The sequence below is a fragment of the Phenylobacterium kunshanense genome (assembly GCF_003254525.1).
GTDB lineage: Bacteria > Pseudomonadota > Alphaproteobacteria > Caulobacterales > Caulobacteraceae > Phenylobacterium > Phenylobacterium kunshanense.
This window is the reverse complement of sequence record NZ_QFYS01000015.1, coordinates 1-14957: the sequence shown is the minus strand read 5'-3', so window position 1 is coordinate 14957 and position 14957 is coordinate 1. Positions and strand designations below refer to the sequence as shown.

Annotated in this window: 16 protein-coding genes and 1 tRNA gene; 2 read left to right on the top strand and 15 right to left on the bottom strand. The window is 67.3% G+C overall.

Annotated features, from left to right (window positions below; genetic code table 11):
- Window positions 1-72: 72 nt before the first annotated feature.
- The 8 genes from rpoB to DJ019_RS20370 form a co-directional block, all read right to left on the bottom strand.
- Complete coding sequence (rpoB, locus tag DJ019_RS20405) at window positions 73-4143, bottom strand: DNA-directed RNA polymerase subunit beta (protein WP_111278693.1); 4071 nt, start codon at window positions 4141-4143, stop codon at window positions 73-75.
- A gap of 469 nt (window positions 4144-4612) precedes the next feature.
- Entirely contained in the window at window positions 4613-4999 is a 387-nt protein-coding gene (gene rplL / locus DJ019_RS20400; protein ID WP_111278691.1) for a 50S ribosomal protein L7/L12, read from the bottom strand.
- A 46-nt stretch (window positions 5000-5045) separates the two neighbouring features.
- Entirely contained in the window at window positions 5046-5561 is a 516-nt protein-coding gene (rplJ, locus tag DJ019_RS20395) for a 50S ribosomal protein L10 (RefSeq protein ID WP_111278689.1), read from the bottom strand.
- A gap of 296 nt (window positions 5562-5857) precedes the next feature.
- Complete coding sequence (locus DJ019_RS20390; RefSeq protein WP_111278687.1) at window positions 5858-6289, bottom strand: hypothetical protein; 432 nt, start codon at window positions 6287-6289, stop codon at window positions 5858-5860.
- A 4-nt stretch (window positions 6290-6293) separates the two neighbouring features.
- Entirely contained in the window at window positions 6294-7490 is a 1197-nt protein-coding gene (locus DJ019_RS20385) for an acetyl-CoA C-acetyltransferase (RefSeq protein WP_111278685.1), read from the bottom strand.
- A gap of 68 nt (window positions 7491-7558) precedes the next feature.
- Window positions 7559-8383 (bottom strand): enoyl-CoA hydratase-related protein, encoded by an 825-nt coding sequence (locus tag DJ019_RS20380; RefSeq protein WP_111278683.1) that lies wholly within the window; start codon window positions 8381-8383, stop codon window positions 7559-7561.
- 3 nt (window positions 8384-8386) lie between these two features.
- Window positions 8387-9454 (bottom strand): hypothetical protein, encoded by a 1068-nt coding sequence (locus DJ019_RS20375; RefSeq protein ID WP_111278681.1) that lies wholly within the window; start codon window positions 9452-9454, stop codon window positions 8387-8389.
- 63 nt (window positions 9455-9517) lie between these two features.
- On the bottom strand, window positions 9518-10027 hold the full coding sequence (locus DJ019_RS20370; protein WP_111278679.1) for a GNAT family N-acetyltransferase: 510 nt from the start codon (window positions 10025-10027) through the stop codon (window positions 9518-9520).
- Between the two features lie 72 nt (window positions 10028-10099).
- On the opposite strand from DJ019_RS20370, the gene DJ019_RS20365 reads away from it, so the two are divergent.
- Window positions 10100-11332: an acyl-CoA dehydrogenase family protein gene (locus DJ019_RS20365; RefSeq protein WP_111278677.1), complete on the top strand. Its 1233-nt coding sequence runs from the start codon at window positions 10100-10102 to the stop codon at window positions 11330-11332.
- 6 nt (window positions 11333-11338) lie between these two features.
- Here the strand turns inward: DJ019_RS20365 and DJ019_RS20360 are convergent, their stop codons facing one another.
- The 7 genes from DJ019_RS20360 to DJ019_RS20330 form a co-directional block, all read right to left on the bottom strand.
- Window positions 11339-11734, bottom strand: a complete 396-nt coding sequence (locus DJ019_RS20360) for a type II toxin-antitoxin system VapC family toxin (protein WP_111278675.1) — start codon at window positions 11732-11734, stop codon at window positions 11339-11341.
- On the bottom strand, window positions 11734-11976 hold the full coding sequence (locus tag DJ019_RS20355; RefSeq protein ID WP_111278673.1) for a type II toxin-antitoxin system VapB family antitoxin: 243 nt from the start codon (window positions 11974-11976) through the stop codon (window positions 11734-11736). Before DJ019_RS20355 ends, DJ019_RS20360 begins: the two co-directional genes overlap by 1 nt.
- A 110-nt stretch (window positions 11977-12086) precedes the next feature.
- Complete coding sequence (gene rplA / locus DJ019_RS20350) at window positions 12087-12776, bottom strand: 50S ribosomal protein L1 (protein WP_111278671.1); 690 nt, start codon at window positions 12774-12776, stop codon at window positions 12087-12089.
- A gap of 4 nt (window positions 12777-12780) precedes the next feature.
- On the bottom strand, window positions 12781-13212 hold the full coding sequence (gene rplK, locus DJ019_RS20345) for a 50S ribosomal protein L11 (RefSeq protein ID WP_111278669.1): 432 nt from the start codon (window positions 13210-13212) through the stop codon (window positions 12781-12783).
- A gap of 170 nt (window positions 13213-13382) precedes the next feature.
- Window positions 13383-13949, bottom strand: coding sequence for a transcription termination/antitermination protein NusG (nusG, locus tag DJ019_RS20340; RefSeq protein WP_111278667.1), 567 nt, complete (start codon window positions 13947-13949; stop codon window positions 13383-13385).
- A 7-nt stretch (window positions 13950-13956) separates the two neighbouring features.
- Complete coding sequence (secE, locus tag DJ019_RS20335) at window positions 13957-14256, bottom strand: preprotein translocase subunit SecE (RefSeq protein WP_111278665.1); 300 nt, start codon at window positions 14254-14256, stop codon at window positions 13957-13959.
- 71 nt (window positions 14257-14327) lie between these two features.
- Window positions 14328-14403 (bottom strand) — tRNA-Trp (locus DJ019_RS20330).
- Between the two features lie 184 nt (window positions 14404-14587).
- Between DJ019_RS20330 and DJ019_RS20325 the strand changes: the two genes are divergently transcribed.
- A complete protein-coding gene (locus tag DJ019_RS20325; protein WP_111278663.1) occupies window positions 14588-14830 on the top strand; it encodes a hypothetical protein in 243 nt (80 codons plus the stop codon).
- Window positions 14831-14957: the final 127 nt, after the last annotated feature.

Sequence of the window (14957 nt, the reverse complement as noted above, 5' to 3'; positions counted from 1 at the left end):
CCAATCTGAGTTCGCTATCCAGCGTCGGGCTCAGCCTGGGTTCCCGCCTGCGCGGGAACGAGCGGTCGAAGGCTACGAGTTCTCCAGCTCCACGTTGAGGCCCAGGGAGCGCATCTCCTTGACCAGCACGTTGAAGCTCTCCGGAATGCCGGCCTCGAAGGTGTCGTCGCCACGGACGATGCTTTCGTAGACCTTGGTCCGGCCGGCCACGTCGTCCGACTTCACCGTCAGCATCTCCTGCAGGGTGTAGGCGGCGCCGTAGGCTTCGAGCGCCCACACCTCCATTTCCCCGAAGCGCTGACCGCCGAACTGAGCCTTGCCGCCCAGCGGCTGCTGGGTGACGAGGCTGTACGGACCGATCGAGCGGGCGTGGATCTTGTCGTCGACCAGGTGGTGCAGCTTCAGCATGTAGATGTAGCCGACCGTGACCGGACGCTTGAACCGCTCGCCCGTCTGACCGTCGTACAGGTACGACTGGCCGGAACGGTCGAGGCCCGCCTTCTCCAGCAGGTTCTCGATGTCGTCGATGTGGGCGCCGTCGAACACGGGCGTGGCGAACGGAATGCCCTTCGACAGGTTGCGGGCCAGTTCGACCAGCTCCTCGTCGGTTTCGGGCAGCTCCTGGTCGGCGCCGTAGACGTCCTTCAGGTGGTCGATCAGCGCCTGGCGCTGGCCGCCGTTCTGCCAGGCCTCGAGCATGTCGGCGACCTGCTTGCCAAGACCCGCAGCGGCCCAGCCGAGGTGGGTCTCGAAGATCTGACCCACGTTCATCCGCGACGGCACGCCCAGCGGGTTCAGCACGATGTCCACGTGCTGGCCGTTTTCCAGATAGGGCATGTCCTCGATCGGCAGGATCTTGGAGATGACCCCCTTGTTGCCGTGACGGCCGGCCATCTTGTCGCCCGGCTGCAGCTTGCGCTTCACCGCGACGAACACCTTGACCATCTTCATCACGCCGGGGGGCAGCTCATCGCCGCGCTGCAGCTTGTCGACCTTGTCCTCGAAGCGGCGGTCGAGGCGCTTGCGGGCGTCGTCGAACTGCTTGCGCAGCGCTTCGAGCTCGCCCATCGCCTTCTCGTCGTCGAGGGCGATCTGCCACCACAGACCGGGCGCGATCTCTTCCAGCTTGTCGGCGGTGATCTCGCCGCGGCCCAGGCCCTTCGGACCGGACACGGCGTTCTTGCCGACCAGGAGCTGGCGGAGGCGGCCCTGCATGTTGCGGTTCAGGATCGCGAACTCGTCGTCGCGGTCCTTGCCCAGACGGTCGATCTCGGCGCGTTCGATGGCCAGGGCGCGCTCGTCCTTGTCGACGCCGTGACGGTTGAACACGCGGACTTCCACGATCGTCCCGGCGACGCCCGGCGGCAGGCGCAGGGAGGTGTCGCGCACGTCCGAGGCCTTTTCGCCGAAGATGGCGCGCAGCAGCTTTTCTTCCGGCGTCATCGGGCTTTCACCCTTCGGCGTCACCTTGCCGACCAGAATGTCGCCCGGCATGACCTCGGCGCCGATCGCCACGATGCCGGCCTCGTCGAGGTTGCGCAGGGCTTCCTCGCCGACGTTCGGGATGTCGCGGGTGATCTCTTCGGGGCCCAGCTTGGTGTCGCGGGCCATGACTTCGAACTCCTCGATGTGGATCGAGGTGAAGACGTCGTCGCGCACGATCCGTTCGGAGATCAGGATCGAGTCTTCGAAGTTGTAGCCGTTCCAGGGCATGAACGCGACGAGGGCGTTACGGCCCAGCGCCAGTTCGCCCAGCTCGGTCGACGGGCCATCGGCGATCACGTCGCCGGCGCGCACGCTGTCGCCCACCCGCACCAGCGGACGCTGGTTGATGCAGGTCGAGGTGTTTGAGCGCTGGAACTTCTGCAGCCGGTAGATGTCGACGCCCGGCTTGGAGGGGTCGGTCTCCTCGGTGGCGCGGATGACGATACGCGTGCCGTCGATCTGCTCGACGACGCCGGTCCGGCGGGCCACCACGACGGCGCCCGAGTCCACGGCGACGACGCTCTCCATGCCCGTGCCCACCAGCGGCGCATCCGACTGGATGAGCGGCACGGCCTGCTTCTGCATGTTCGAGCCCATCAGGGCGCGGTTGGCGTCGTCGTTTTCAAGGAACGGGATCAGCGACGCGGCGACCGAGACGACCTGCTTCGGCGACACGTCCATCAGGTCGACCTGGTCCCTCGGCAGCAGCGAAGGTTCGCCGTTGACGCGGCCCGGGACGAGGTCTTCGACGATCTCGCCGTTCTCGAGCTTGATGTTGGCCTGGGCGATGACGTGCTTCGCCTCTTCCATGGCCGACATGTAGACCACTTCCTCGGTGGTCTTGCCGTCACGGATGCGCCGGTAGGGGCTCTCGATGAAGCCGTACTTGTTCACCACCGCGTGGGTGGCGAGCGAGTTGATCAGGCCGATGTTCGGACCTTCAGGCGTCTCGATCGGGCAGATCCGGCCGTAGTGGGTCGGGTGCACGTCGCGGACCTCGAAGCCCGCCCGCTCGCGGGTCAGACCGCCCGGGCCAAGGGCCGACAGGCGGCGCTTGTGGGTGATCTCGGACAGCGGGTTGGTCTGGTCCATGAACTGCGAGAGCTGCGAGGAGCCGAAGAACTCCCGCACGGCCGCGGCCGCCGGCTTCGCATTGATCAGGTCGTGCGGCATGACCGTGTCGATATCGACCGAGCTCATGCGCTCCTTGATCGCCCGCTCCATACGCAGCAGGCCGACGCGGTACTGGTTCTCCAGCAGTTCGCCCACCGAGCGGACCCGGCGGTTGCCGAGGTTGTCGATGTCGTCGATCTCGCCCTTGCCGTCGCGCAGGCCGACCAGGGTGCGCAGCACCTCGATCACATCTTCCTTGCGCAGGATCCGCACATCGTCGGGGCAGTCCAGCTCCAGGCGCATGTTCATCTTCACGCGGCCGACCGAGCTGAGGTCGTAGCGCTCACCGTCGAAGAACAGGCTCTTGAACATCGCCTCGGCGGCTTCCACCGTCGGCGGCTCGCCCGGGCGCATGACGCGGTAGATGTCGAACAGCGCATCCTCACGGGCCGTGTTCTTGTCGACCCGCAGGGTGTTGCGCATGTAAGCGCCGATCGTCACCTCGTCGACGTCGAGCACGTCGAGGGTGGTGAAGCCCTGCTCTTCCAGGCTGGTCAGCAGCGCCGGATCCAGCTCGTCGCCGGCCTCGGCGTAGATCTCGCCGGTCTCGAAGTTGACCAGGTCGCGGGCCAGGTAGCGGCCGTTCAGCGCTTCGGGCGCGAGCAGCAGCGTCTTGAGGCCGTTGTCGGCGAGCTTCTTGGCGTTCCGCGCCGAAATCTTCGTCCCTGAGGGCGCGACTTCCTCGCCGGTGTCAGCGTCGATGAGCGGGAACTCGGGCTTCACCCCGCGCCAGCGCTCGGCCTTGTACGGCGTCGCCCAGCCCTCGCCCTTCTTCTCGTAGGGCACGGTGTCATAGAACGTGCCGAGGATCTCCTCGCCGTCCATGCCCAGGGCCATGAGGAAGGTGGTGGCCGGCAGCTTCCGGCGGCGGTCGATGCGGACGTAGACGATGTCCTTGGCGTCGAATTCGAAGTCGAGCCACGAGCCGCGGTACGGGATCACGCGGGCGGCGAACAGCAGCTTGCCCGAAGCGTGGGTCTTGCCCTTGTCGTGATCGAAGAAGACGCCCGGCGAGCGGTGCATCTGCGAGACGATGACGCGCTGGGTCCCGTTGACGATGAAGGTGCCCTTCTCCGTCATGAGCGGGATGTCGCCCATGTAGACGTCCTGCTCCTTGATGTCCTTCACGGAGCGGGCCTGGGTCTCTTCGTCAGTTTCGAAGACGATGAGGCGCAGCTTCACCTTCAGGGGCGCGGCATAGGTCATGTCGCGCTGGACGCATTCCTCGACGTCGTACTTCGGCTCCTCGAACTCGTAGGAGACGTATTCGAGCACCGCGCGCTCGTTGAAGTCCTTGATCGGGAAGACGGACTTGAAGACCGCCTCGATGCCCTCTTCGCGCCGCTCGCCGGCGCGGACCTCGCGCTGCAGGAACTGCTCGTACGACGACCGCTGAACCTCGATCAGGTTCGGCATCTGCACGGCTTCGGGGATGCGGCCGAAAGACTTCCGGATCCGCTTCTTGCCGGTAAAGGATTGCGCCATTTTGATCCCTTGAGGACGACGGGCACGGAATCCCGGCGTCGAGTGTCTTCATCCTGGGTCCGCCCTCGGCCTCCCTTGCGGGAGCCGGACCCTGGAACCCCTGTGTCGTCAGGGGCGCCCCTTCGCATGGTCGGAGGGCTACGGACCATGCCTCGGGGCCTGCACGCGCGAAGGCCGCATCGAAAGATGTGAATCGGAAGGCGTTCGCGAACGGCGGCTACTACGCCATCTCGGACAGCTTGTGAAGCCCCTAGCCGCCAAAAGCGGAGGCGACGCGGAGGTGATCCTCCGCGCCGCCCGTATCGTTCCCGGGCATATCCCGGGCAGGTGCTTCGACTTCCGGTCTCGCGCCGTATCGAACCCGCGAAGCCCAATTGGTGTTCCACGCCAGCCCGTGGAACACGAAAAAAGGGCCGGGATCGCTCCCGGCCCTTCGATCTTGCAGAAGCGCTGATCCAGCGCGTCCAGACTACTTGATCTGGACGGTCGCGCCGGCTTCTTCGAGCTTCTTCTTGATCTCTTCCGCTTCCTGCTTGGAAACGTTTTCCTTCACGTTCTGCGGAGCGCCTTCGACGAGGTCCTTGGCTTCCTTCAGGCCGAGGTCCGGACGGACGCCGCGGACTTCCTTGATCACGTTGATCTTCTTGTCGCCACCGGCGGTCAGGACAACGGTGAACTCGGTTTGCTCTTCGGCGGCTTCGGCCGGAGCGGCGCCACCGGCGGCCGGAGCGGCAGCCATGGCGACCGGAGCGGCGGCGGAAACGCCCCACTTTTCTTCCAGCAGCTTGGAGAGCTCAGCGGCTTCCAGGACGGTCAGGGCCGACAGTTCGTCGACCAGCTTTTCGAGATTGGCCATGTGTTCGATTCCTTAGAGGTAGAGGTTGTCGGGGAAGATGATCCGATCAGGCGGCGTCTTTGGTCGCGTACGCGTTGAAGACGCGCGCCAGCTGGCCGGCCGGAGCCTGCAGGACGCCCGCGACCTTGGTCGCCGGGGCCTGGAGGAGGCCGATGATCTTGCCGCGGAGCTGGTCCAGGGACGGCAGGGTGGCCAGGGCGTTGATCGCCTTCTGGTCCAGGACCTGTTGACCCATGAGGCCGCCGACGACCGAGAACTTGTCATTGTCCTTGGCGTACTGGGTGGCGACCTTGGCGGCGGAGACGGGGTCCGGGCCGAAAGCGATGGCGACGGGGCCCTTGAAGAGGGCGTCGCCCGCTTCGCCGGCCGCGCCTTGCAGCGCCTTCTGAGCCAGGGTGTTCTTCACCACCTGCAGCGAGGCGCCTTCCTTGCGGAGGCGGCCGCGGAGATCGGTCATTTCCGCAACGGTCAGACCCATGTAGTGGGTCACGACCACGGCGCCGGAGTCAGCGAAGACGCCCTTGAGCGTCTCGATGGCTTCCTGCTTTTGAGCGCGGTCCATTGCGGTCTCCATACTCAGGTTCCGCGCACGCGCGAGTGCGCACGCGGTAAGCACCTGTCCTGTGAGGAAAGCCGCGACCCTCGCGCCCAGGCCTTTGCGGCTGGAACGGGTGGGACGTCATCTTCCCGTCTCCCTGCGCCTGAGGAGGGGCCCCTCCTCGCGTTACGGCCGTCGGTGACCCCGGCGGCTGCACAGTTCTTGGACAGGATGGGAAGCCCTTGGAGGGGCCTCCCGTCCTCGCCTCTCCCTTGCGGGATCGACGAAGCGCGGGCCTTTACACGAGCCGGCCCGGAAACTCAACCCGCCGAGAGCCAGGCCTCGACCTGCTCGGCTTTCGCCAGGTCCTTCGGCCGGCCGAAGAGGCGCAGAATACGGAGCAGTTCTGACGCCGGCGGGATCGGTCCGGAGACGGCCAGCACGCGCCCCCTCACCTTCAGCCCGCCCATCACCTCGACCGGCCCCCACGGCGTGACGTAGCGGGCGAAGTCCTCCGAGCGGAACGGTCCATCCGGCGCCTTGGGCTCGCCCGGCTCGAGCCACTCGGCCCACGCGGACCGCAAGCGCGCAGCGCCGCCGACGCTAGTGACCACGTCGAGGTCGGCCGCCTCGTCCAGCGGCGCGCCCTGCAGGATCAGCGCCCCGCTGCCGATCACGGCCCAGGGCGCTGCGAACGCATCGAGGTCGGGCGCGAGGTGCGAGAACAGCGCCTCCACCTCGCCCCGGGTCATGGCCTCACGCCCGCTCGAAGATCGCCGCGATGCCCTGGCCGCCGCCGATGCACATGGTCTCCAGGCCGTACTTGCCATCGCGGCGCTTCAGCTCGCGCAGCAGGTTGGCGAGGATGCGGCCGCCGGTGGCGCCGATCGGGTGGCCGAGGCTGATGCCCGAGCCGTTGACGTTCAGCCGGTCGCGCTCGTCCCAGCCCCAGCCCTTCAGCACGGCCAGGACCTGCGGGGCGAAGGCCTCGTTGAGCTCGACGAGGTCGATGTCATCCCAGCCCATGCCGGTGCGCTCGAACAGGCGCTTCACGGCCGGCACCGGGCCGATGCCCATGCGCGACGGATCGCAGCCGGCCGCGGCCCAGCTCACGAAATAGCCCATCGGGTCGAGGTTCAGCTCGGCGAGCTTGTCCTCGGCGACCACCAGGCAGGCGGCGGCGGCGTCGTTCTGCTGGCTGGCGTTGCCGGCGGTGACCACACCGTCCTTCTCGATGGCGCGCAGCTTGCCCAGGCTCTCCATCGTGGCGTCGGCGCGGACGCCCTCGTCCTTGGCGAAGATGACCGGGTCACCCTTCTTCTGCGGCACGGCCACGGGCACCAGTTCGTCGTCGAACTTGCCCTCGGCCCAGGCCTTGGCGGCGCGCTGGTGGCTCATCACCGCGTACTCGTCGGCCTCTTCGCGGCTGATCTGATAGTCGCGGGCCAGGTTGTCCGCGGTCTCGATCATGCCGCTGATCACGCCGAAGCGGCTGATCGGCTGGCTCATCACCCGGCCGCGGGCCAGGCGGTCGTGCATGGTCACCGAGCCGGCCCGGGCGCCGTTGCGCATGTCGAGCGAATAGTACTCGACGTTGCTCATGCTCTCCACGCCGCCGGCGATCACCACGTCGGCGACGCCGGTCTGGACCATCATGGCCGCGTCGATGATCGCCTGCAGGCCCGAGCCGCAGCGGCGGTCGAGCTGGTAGCCGGGGATCTCGATCGGGAAGTCCGCCGCCAGGGCCGACCAGCGGGCGATGCAGGGCGCCTCGCCGTTGCCGTAGCCCTGAGCGAAGATGATGTCGTCCACCTTCATCGGGTCCAGCTTCGTGCGCTCGACCAGCGCCTTCAGGATCACCGCGCCGAGCTCGCCGGCCGTCAGACTGGCGAGGCTTCCCTGGAACTTGCCCACGGCGGTGCGGATGGGGCTGACGATGGCGGCGCGTCTCACGTGGGCTTCCTCCGAAAAGTTGGCAGGTCCGTGAAGCGCCGCGGCCAGCGCGTCAAGCCCGCGTAGCGTCAGCCCTTCCAGTCGGCAGGCCGCTTCTCCATCCAGGCCTTCACGCCTTCCCGGTAGTCCGGGGTCCTGGACATCTCGACCAGCAGCGCCTCGGCCGCCTTCACCGCGCTCGCGGCGTCCCGGTGGAGATCGCGGTAGATCTGGCGCTTGGTCTCCCGCGCCGAGCCGGGGGCCACGGAGGTAGCAAGGGCCTTCGCATAGGCCATCACCTCATCCATCAGGCGCTCGGGCGGGACGATCCGGTTGAGGAAGCCCATCCGGTCCGCCTCCTCCGCCGTGAAGACCCGGCTCGACAGGAGGATGTCGTTGGCGTGGGTCAGGCCGACAATCCGCGGCAGCAGCCACGACAGGCCGTACTCCGCCGGAAAATTGAACCGCCCGTGCGCCGCCGTGAACTTCGCACCCGGTACGCAGAACCGCAGGTCCGCATAGGCCGCGAGCACCAGCCCCACGCCCGCGGCCGCGCCGTTTATGGCCGCGATCACCGGCTTACCGATCCCGAAGTGGTAGGCGAACGTCGCATCGAAGGCCGGGTCGACGCCATAGCCCGGCTCGGGGATATCCTCAGGGGTGCCCGCGTCGTACTGGCCACGTTCGGAATGCCCCTCCAGCGCCTGCAGGTCGGCCCCGGCGCAGAAAGCGTTCCCCTCCGGATCGCCCGTCACCACGATCACCCGCACGGCCGGATCGTTGTCGGCCTCGCGCAGGATCCACCGGTATTCGGTGTGCATCCGCCCAGTCCAGGCGTTGCGGCGCTTGGGCCGGGCGAGCGTGACGACGGCGACGCCGTCGCGGACGTCGTAGCGGGTGGCTTTGAGTTCCATGCCTCAGTTGTAGAGCGGCTGGAAGCTGAACACCCAGGGGGATTCCGTGTCGACGGTGACCTGGACCGCCTTCAGTTCCGGCGCGCCATAGACCTGGAGCCGGGTGATGTTCGCATAGAGCGGCGGCTTGCTCTCCCCCTGGCTGACCATGAACGGCCGGTCGATGACCAGGTCATGGTAGTCGCCGTTGATGAGCAGGACCGGCTTGCCGAACTTCGCCGCCTCGTCGCGCAGGGCGTAGACGATCCAGTAGAACGGACCATCCGACCCGCCCCGGATCGCCTTGCCGGTGAAGTCACCGCCCCGGCCGTCCACGAACAGCCCCGCCTGCAGCGACAGCACCACAGCCTTGGCGTTCTTGGCCTTCGCCTCGGCGAAGGTCGCCTTGATCCAGTCGACGTTGGCGCGGTTGCGAGCGATGGCCTCGCGGGCCTGGGCTTCATCGTTGAGCGTGAACCCGTTGGCCGAGCCCGGGACGCTGAGCGTCGCGAAGACCACCCCGCCCTTCTGCCAGCGCGTGTTCTCGGCCGTCTCGACGGCCGGCGTGACATCCGTCTGGCGCGTGAGCGGCATCGGACGCTGGCCCAGGCTCTCGGGCTTGCCGAAATAGAGCCGCCGGATCAGCGTGAGGCCCGAGAGAGGGTCTGCGTAGCCGTAGTTCGAGAACGCGCCGTCGAATGTCCGCGCTGGCAACAGCAGGCCCATGTCCTGAGGCGTCGCTTTGCCGACAACATAGCGGTGATACGCCTCGAGGATCTCCGGCTTGCGGCAGTCGGTCCACTCGTTGTCGCCGGGCGTGTAGACCACCGGGTGATCGAATTTCGCAAACTGGCGGAGGACGTAGCGGTGGCTCTCCTCGGTGCAGGCCATCGCCCCCCATGTGTCGCCGACGTGGATCGAGAAGGCGGGCCGCGCCTTGTTGATGCGCTCGATCAGCGCGTCATAGACCGGCGCGTCCCGCGGCAGGTTGTAGGCCGTGTCTCCGAGCGCCACGAAATTGAACGTCTCGGCATGGGCCGCCCCCGCCAGCACGGCCGCCACGAAGGCGCTGATGATCGTCTTCCACCGCATGTGTCCCTCCCCTTGCTCTTGCCACCACCATAGGCTGCGACTGGCGGAGAGGTAAGCTCCGCGCTAGCCGCCGGCGGTCAGCCTGAGGACGAGACCGTTCCATCGCGCATCGTCCTGGTCGACCTCTTCCACCGGCCCCACGGCCACCTCGGCCGCGACGGCGCGCCAGAAGGCCTGGGCGCCGGAATTGCGGCGCGCGACGGCGATCTCCCAGACTCCCTTGCGCGGCCGGATGGTCTGCAGCGCGGCCGCGCGCCCCACGCCTTCCCGACGGTAGTGCCGGGCGACGAAGAACTCGCCGACGTTGAAGTCGCAGGGCCGCCCGGAATGTCCGTCGCGATCCAGCAGCACGAAGCCCGCCAAATTTCCGTCGGCGCGGATCAGGAAGGCCGAGCAACTCGGATCAGTCCAGTAGCGCGGCAGCGGCGGATAGAGTCCGAACCGGCCGTCCTCCTGGAGCTCTGTCCGGCGGGTTTCCCAGAAGTCGGTGAAGTCGTGGACGTAGAACTGGAAGAGGTTCTGGATCGTCTCGGCCCGCTCGGGTCCGCACGGCTCCAGCGTCACCTCGGACATCGACCCCTCCCCTGTTTCGTTCCCACACGTCAACGATCCTAGCCTCTCCACCGACGATGCAGGAGGGTTGAGATGCAGATCCGCTGGAGCCAGGCCGACCTCGACTTCCGCGACGAGGTGCGCGCCTTCCTCGAGGCCGAGCTGACCGCGGAGATGCGGCGCGACGTCCGCCGGATGACCAGCGTCTATGCGCCCCACACGCTGGGCATGGCCTGGCAGGCGATCCTGCACGCCCGCAGTTGGGCCGCGCCAGCCTGGCCGGTGGAGCATGGCGGCTGCGGCTGGACGGCGGCCCAGCGCTACATCTTCGCCCAGGAACTGGCGTCCAACGACGCGCCGCCGCTGTCGCCCATGGGGATCGGCATGTGCGGCCCCGTCCTGATCGGCCACGGCACGGCCGAGCAGAAGGCCCACTACCTGCCGCGGATGCTGACCGGCGAGCACTTCTGGTGCCAGGGCTATTCCGAGCCGGGCTCGGGCTCGGACCTCGCCAGCCTGCAGATGAGCGCGGTGGACGACGGCGACCATCTCGTCTGCTCCGGCCACAAGCTGTGGACCACCCACGCCAACGACGCGAACTGGATCTTTTGCCTCGTGCGAACCAGCCAGGAGGCGATCCCCCAGCGCGGCATCACCTTCCTGCTGATCGACATGACGACGCCGGGCGTGGAGGTGCGGCCGATCCTGATGCTGTCGGGCGAGCACATCCAGAACGACGTCTTCTTCACAGACGTGCGCGTGCCCAAGGCCAATGTCGTCGGCCGTATCGGCGAGGGCTGGACGGTGGCCAAGTACCTGATGGAGTTCGAGCGCGGCGGCAGCGTCTCTGCGCCCGGCCTGAAGGCGCGGCTGGAGCGCATCCGCCGGATGGCCGGCGCCGAAGCCGGCGACGATGGCCGCGCCCTCGCCCGGGACGACGGCTTCATGTCCCGCCTCGCCCAGGCGGCGATCGAGATCGACAGCCTGGAAGCTGTGGAACTGCAGATCCTGGCCAACATGAGCCAGGGCGACGCCCCCGGCCCGCGTTCCTCGATGCTGAAGACCGTGTCCACTGAGCTGAGCCAGCGCCTCACCGAGCTCGCCCTGGAAGCCTCCGGCGCCTACGGCGGCCTCTATCAGGCGCACGCCGCCTGCCCCGGCGGTCCCACACCCCTCTACGCGCCGCCCGCCGACCAGGGTTTCGTCGGGCCCGAGCACGCCCTCACCGTCGCCGCCAAATACTTCAACGACCGCGCCGGCACGATCTATGCCGGGACCAACGAGATCCAGCGCAACATCATGGCCAAGGCCGTGCTTGGCCTCTGATCGGCGTCAGGCGATCGCGACATCCGTCCGGTCGAAGTCGTCGCCCTTGAACAGCAGGGGCACTCCATTCGTCTTGGCGCAGGCGTAGGCGAAGCAGTTGCCCATGTTCAGCCTGGCCGGATGGCGGTCCTTGCCGAACCGATCGAACGCGTCGAGCGCCCGGGCCAGCTCCGCCTCGCCGACCGGCGCAATCTTCACGTTCGAGACGTTCAGGTATTCGTCCACCGCGCGCCTCGCGACACCCAGGTCCCCATCGCCCGCGCGCGCCACCGCGAGAACCGTTTCGAAGATTGCGACAGCGGACGTCATGGGAGCGGCCGCCGCGGCGATCTTCGCGTCGTAGGCCGCCGCGTCGTCCTCGGACAACAGCACGGCGCACAGCGCCGACGCATCGAGAAACATCAGTCGTCGCCCTGGCCGGAGAGGTCGTCGAAGAACGCCTTGTCCGCCTTCAGGCCGGATTGCCTCCGCGCGGCGATACGGGCCTGAATCTCTCGGACCTTCGCCGACCGTTCGTCCTGCGCGCTTCGCGCCAGCTCGGCGTCGACCGCCAGCCGCACCGCTTCCGTCAGCCCCACGCCCTTTCGGCGCGCAAGTTTGCGCACGAGCGTGTCGGTATCTTCATCGCGGATATGGAAGGCCATGTGCTCGTATACACAATCTAGCCGCGCGTGGCTATCCGGCTATCTCACCAGCACGACAAAGGGCGCGGAGGTCTCCCCCCGCGCCCCTCAAAGTCTGACAGTCAGTCGGCTCAGACGCCGACCGAACCGGTCTCCACCTTGAAGCCCGGGCCCATCGTCGACGACAGGCTGATCTTCTTGATGTAGGTGCCCTTGGCGCCCGACGGCTTGGCCTTGTTGAGGGCGTCGATCATCGCCTTCACGTTGGCTTCCAGGGCTTCCTCGGTGAACGAGGCCTTGCCGATGCCGGCATGGATGATGCCGGTCTTCTCGGTGCGGAACTCGATCGAGCCGCCCTTGGCGTCCTTCACGGCCTGGCCGACGTTCGGCGTCACGGTGCCGACGCGCGGGTTCGGCATCAGGCCGCGCGGGCCCAGCACCTTACCCAGACGGCCGACGAGGGCCATCATGTCCGGCGTGGCGATCACGCGGTCGAAGTCCATGAAGCCGCCCTGGATCCGTTCGACCAGGTCCTCGGCGCCGACGACTTCGGCGCCGGCGGCCTTGGCTTCCTCGGCCTTGGCGTCCTTGGCGATGACGGCGACGCGGACGTCGCGGCCGGTGCCGGACGGCAGGGCCACCACTCCGCGGACCTGCTGGTCGGCGTGACGCGGGTCGACGCCCAGGTTGACGGCGATCTCGACGCTCTCGTCGAACTTGGCGTTGGCGTTGGCCTTCACCAGCTTGACGGCGTCGGACAGGGCGTGGGCGGCGTTGGTGTCGCCGGTCCAGGCCTTCATGCGCTTGGGTTGCTTGGCCATGTGCTTAGGCCTCCACGATCTGAAGGCCCATCGAGCGGGCGGAGCCCTCGATGATGCGGGCGGCGGCCTCGACGTCGTTGGCGTTGAGGTCCTTCATCTTCTTTTCGGCGATGTCGCGCAGCTGGGCGCGGGTGATCTTGCCGGCGACGTCACGGCCGGGCGCCTTGGAGCCCGACTTCAGGCCCAGCGCTTCCTTGATGAAGTGCGTGGCCGGCGGGGTCTTGGTGACGAAGGTGAACGACTTGTCCTGGTAGACCGTGATGATGGTCGGAAGGGGCGTGCCCTTCGGTTCCTTCTCGGTCCGGGCGTTGAACTCCTTGCAGAAGCCCATGATGTTGACGCCGCGCTGACCCAGCGCCGGGCCGATCGGCGGCGACGGGGTGGCGGAGCCCGCGGGCACCTGCAGCTTGATATAGCCCAAGATCTTCTTGGCCATCTTTGCTCCTCATGGCCGGAAACCCGGCCGGTTATGAGCCGTGGTGCGAGGTTACGGTGGCCGCCCTCTCCCACGGATTTGAAGTCGCAGACGGAAAACAAAGAACGCGCCCGTCTGCGAAGGGCGCGCTCCTATCAGGAAAGGGCCGCGGCGACAACCGCGGCGCAATGTCAGGCGATCTTCTCGACCTGGCCGTATTCCAGCTCGACCGGGGTGGCGCGGCCGAAGATCGAAACGGTGACCCGCAGACGGGCGCGTTCCTCGTCGACCTGCTCCACCGAGCCGTTGAAGCTGGCGAACGGGCCATCGGTCACGCGGACCTGCTCGCCGATCTCGAAGGAGATGGTTGGCTTCGGCCGCTCAACGCCCTCCTCGATCGTGCCGATGATGCGCTGGACTTCCTTTTCGGAGACCGGGATCGGCTTGGAGCCCGAGCCCAGGAAGCCCGTCACCTTCGGGGTGTTCTTGATCAGGTGATAGGCCTCGTCCGTCAGCTCCATCTTCACCAGCACGTAGCCGGGGAAGAACTTGCGTTCGGCGTTGACCTTCCGGCCGCGGCGGATCTCCACCACGTCCTCGGTCGGCACCAGGACCTCCGAGAACTGATCCTCAAGACCGTGCTGCTTGGCCTGATCGAGGATCGACTCCTTCACCTTCTTCTCGAAGTTCGAGTAGGCGTGGACGATGTACCACTTGTGGCGCGGGTTGGCCTTGGTCGTTGCTTCGGCTTCAGACATCTTCAGATCACCCGGCGTTGGCCAGCTTGAGGATTTGGGCCACGCCCACGCGGAGGCCGAAGTCGACGATCCCGAAGAAGACCGACGCGATCACGACCATGATCGCCACCATGACCGAGGTGATCCAGGTCTCCTTGCGGCTGGTCCACGTGATCTTGCGCGCCTCGGCGCGGACCTCGCGGGCGAACTGCGGCAGGCTGGTCTTCTTCTTCGGCGCGTCGGCCGCGACTCCGCCGGAACCGCCCATGGCCTGGGCCGTCTTCGCCGCGCGCTCGCGGATCGCCTGCGGATTGGGTTTCCTGGCCATACGGCTCGTCTAACTCTCATCTGGAGCCGCGGCCCGCCGCGCTCCGGTTCATGCCTACGCTTTATATAGGGTGGCAGGAGTGGAGGGACTCGAACCCCCGGCCCTCGGTTTTGGAGACCGATGCTCTACCAGCTGAGCTACACTCCTACGCGCCCCTATCCTCGTCGTCGGCCCGCTTCCTCATCCCGGGTGAAACACCCGTCGTCCGCGCGCGGCGGCTAGAAAAGCAGACTCCAACGATGTCGGGTAGGACGCAGGCGTATGACGCAACCGCTGCGGCATTTCAAGCCTCTTCGCGGGAGCCTTCGCGCGCATTGCCCGTTCGGGTGGCATGAGCCAGAACCACGACGCCCAGTACAACCGCGACCAGGACCAGAAGCCCGGCGCACCCCGCCCCGCCACCGAGCCGCACGGCGCGGAAGGCTCGGCCCGCAGCGACAAGACCCTCACCGACCCAGCCAGCGGCGAAGCCCGCCAGGACGGCCATGCCCCGAACCAGGCCGACACCGACCTGCTCGACGGCGCGGAGGGTGGCCGCAAGGCCGCGCAGGACCGCAACCTGCCGCCGGATTGACCCCGCAAGCGAAAGGGCCGCCGGGGTTTCCCCCGACGGCCCTTCGTATTCGGTCTTCAGGTAAGCGGGTGGCTTACTTGAGGATCTTGGAGACGACGCCCGAACCGACGGTCCGGCCGCCTTCGCG

What these genes read in the sequence shown, in the direction of transcription:
- rplJ (WP_111278689.1), bottom strand. Translation starts at nt 5,561, where the DNA reads ATGGACCGCGCTCAAAAGCAGGAAGCCATCGAGACGCTCAAGGGCGTC.
- DJ019_RS20360 (WP_111278675.1), bottom strand. Translation starts at nt 11,734, where the DNA reads ATGTTTCTCGATGCGTCGGCGCTGTGCGCCGTGCTGTTGTCCGAGGAC.
- DJ019_RS20325 (WP_111278663.1), top strand. Translation starts at nt 14,588, where the DNA reads ATGAGCCAGAACCACGACGCCCAGTACAACCGCGACCAGGACCAGAAG.
- DJ019_RS20390 (WP_111278687.1), bottom strand. Translation starts at nt 6,289, where the DNA reads ATGACCCGGGGCGAGGTGGAGGCGCTGTTCTCGCACCTCGCGCCCGAC.
- DJ019_RS20365 (WP_111278677.1), top strand. Translation starts at nt 10,100, where the DNA reads ATGCAGATCCGCTGGAGCCAGGCCGACCTCGACTTCCGCGACGAGGTG.
- rplA (WP_111278671.1), bottom strand. Translation starts at nt 12,776, where the DNA reads ATGGCCAAGCAACCCAAGCGCATGAAGGCCTGGACCGGCGACACCAAC.
- nusG (WP_111278667.1), bottom strand. Translation starts at nt 13,949, where the DNA reads ATGTCTGAAGCCGAAGCAACGACCAAGGCCAACCCGCGCCACAAGTGG.
- DJ019_RS20380 (WP_111278683.1), bottom strand. Translation starts at nt 8,383, where the DNA reads ATGGAACTCAAAGCCACCCGCTACGACGTCCGCGACGGCGTCGCCGTC.
- DJ019_RS20375 (WP_111278681.1), bottom strand. Translation starts at nt 9,454, where the DNA reads ATGCGGTGGAAGACGATCATCAGCGCCTTCGTGGCGGCCGTGCTGGCG.
- rplK (WP_111278669.1), bottom strand. Translation starts at nt 13,212, where the DNA reads ATGGCCAAGAAGATCTTGGGCTATATCAAGCTGCAGGTGCCCGCGGGC.
- rplL (WP_111278691.1), bottom strand. Translation starts at nt 4,999, where the DNA reads ATGGCCAATCTCGAAAAGCTGGTCGACGAACTGTCGGCCCTGACCGTC.
- DJ019_RS20370 (WP_111278679.1), bottom strand. Translation starts at nt 10,027, where the DNA reads ATGTCCGAGGTGACGCTGGAGCCGTGCGGACCCGAGCGGGCCGAGACG.
- rpoB (WP_111278693.1), bottom strand. Translation starts at nt 4,143, where the DNA reads ATGGCGCAATCCTTTACCGGCAAGAAGCGGATCCGGAAGTCTTTCGGC.
- secE (WP_111278665.1), bottom strand. Translation starts at nt 14,256, where the DNA reads ATGGCCAGGAAACCCAATCCGCAGGCGATCCGCGAGCGCGCGGCGAAG.
- DJ019_RS20355 (WP_111278673.1), bottom strand. Translation starts at nt 11,976, where the DNA reads ATGGCCTTCCATATCCGCGATGAAGATACCGACACGCTCGTGCGCAAA.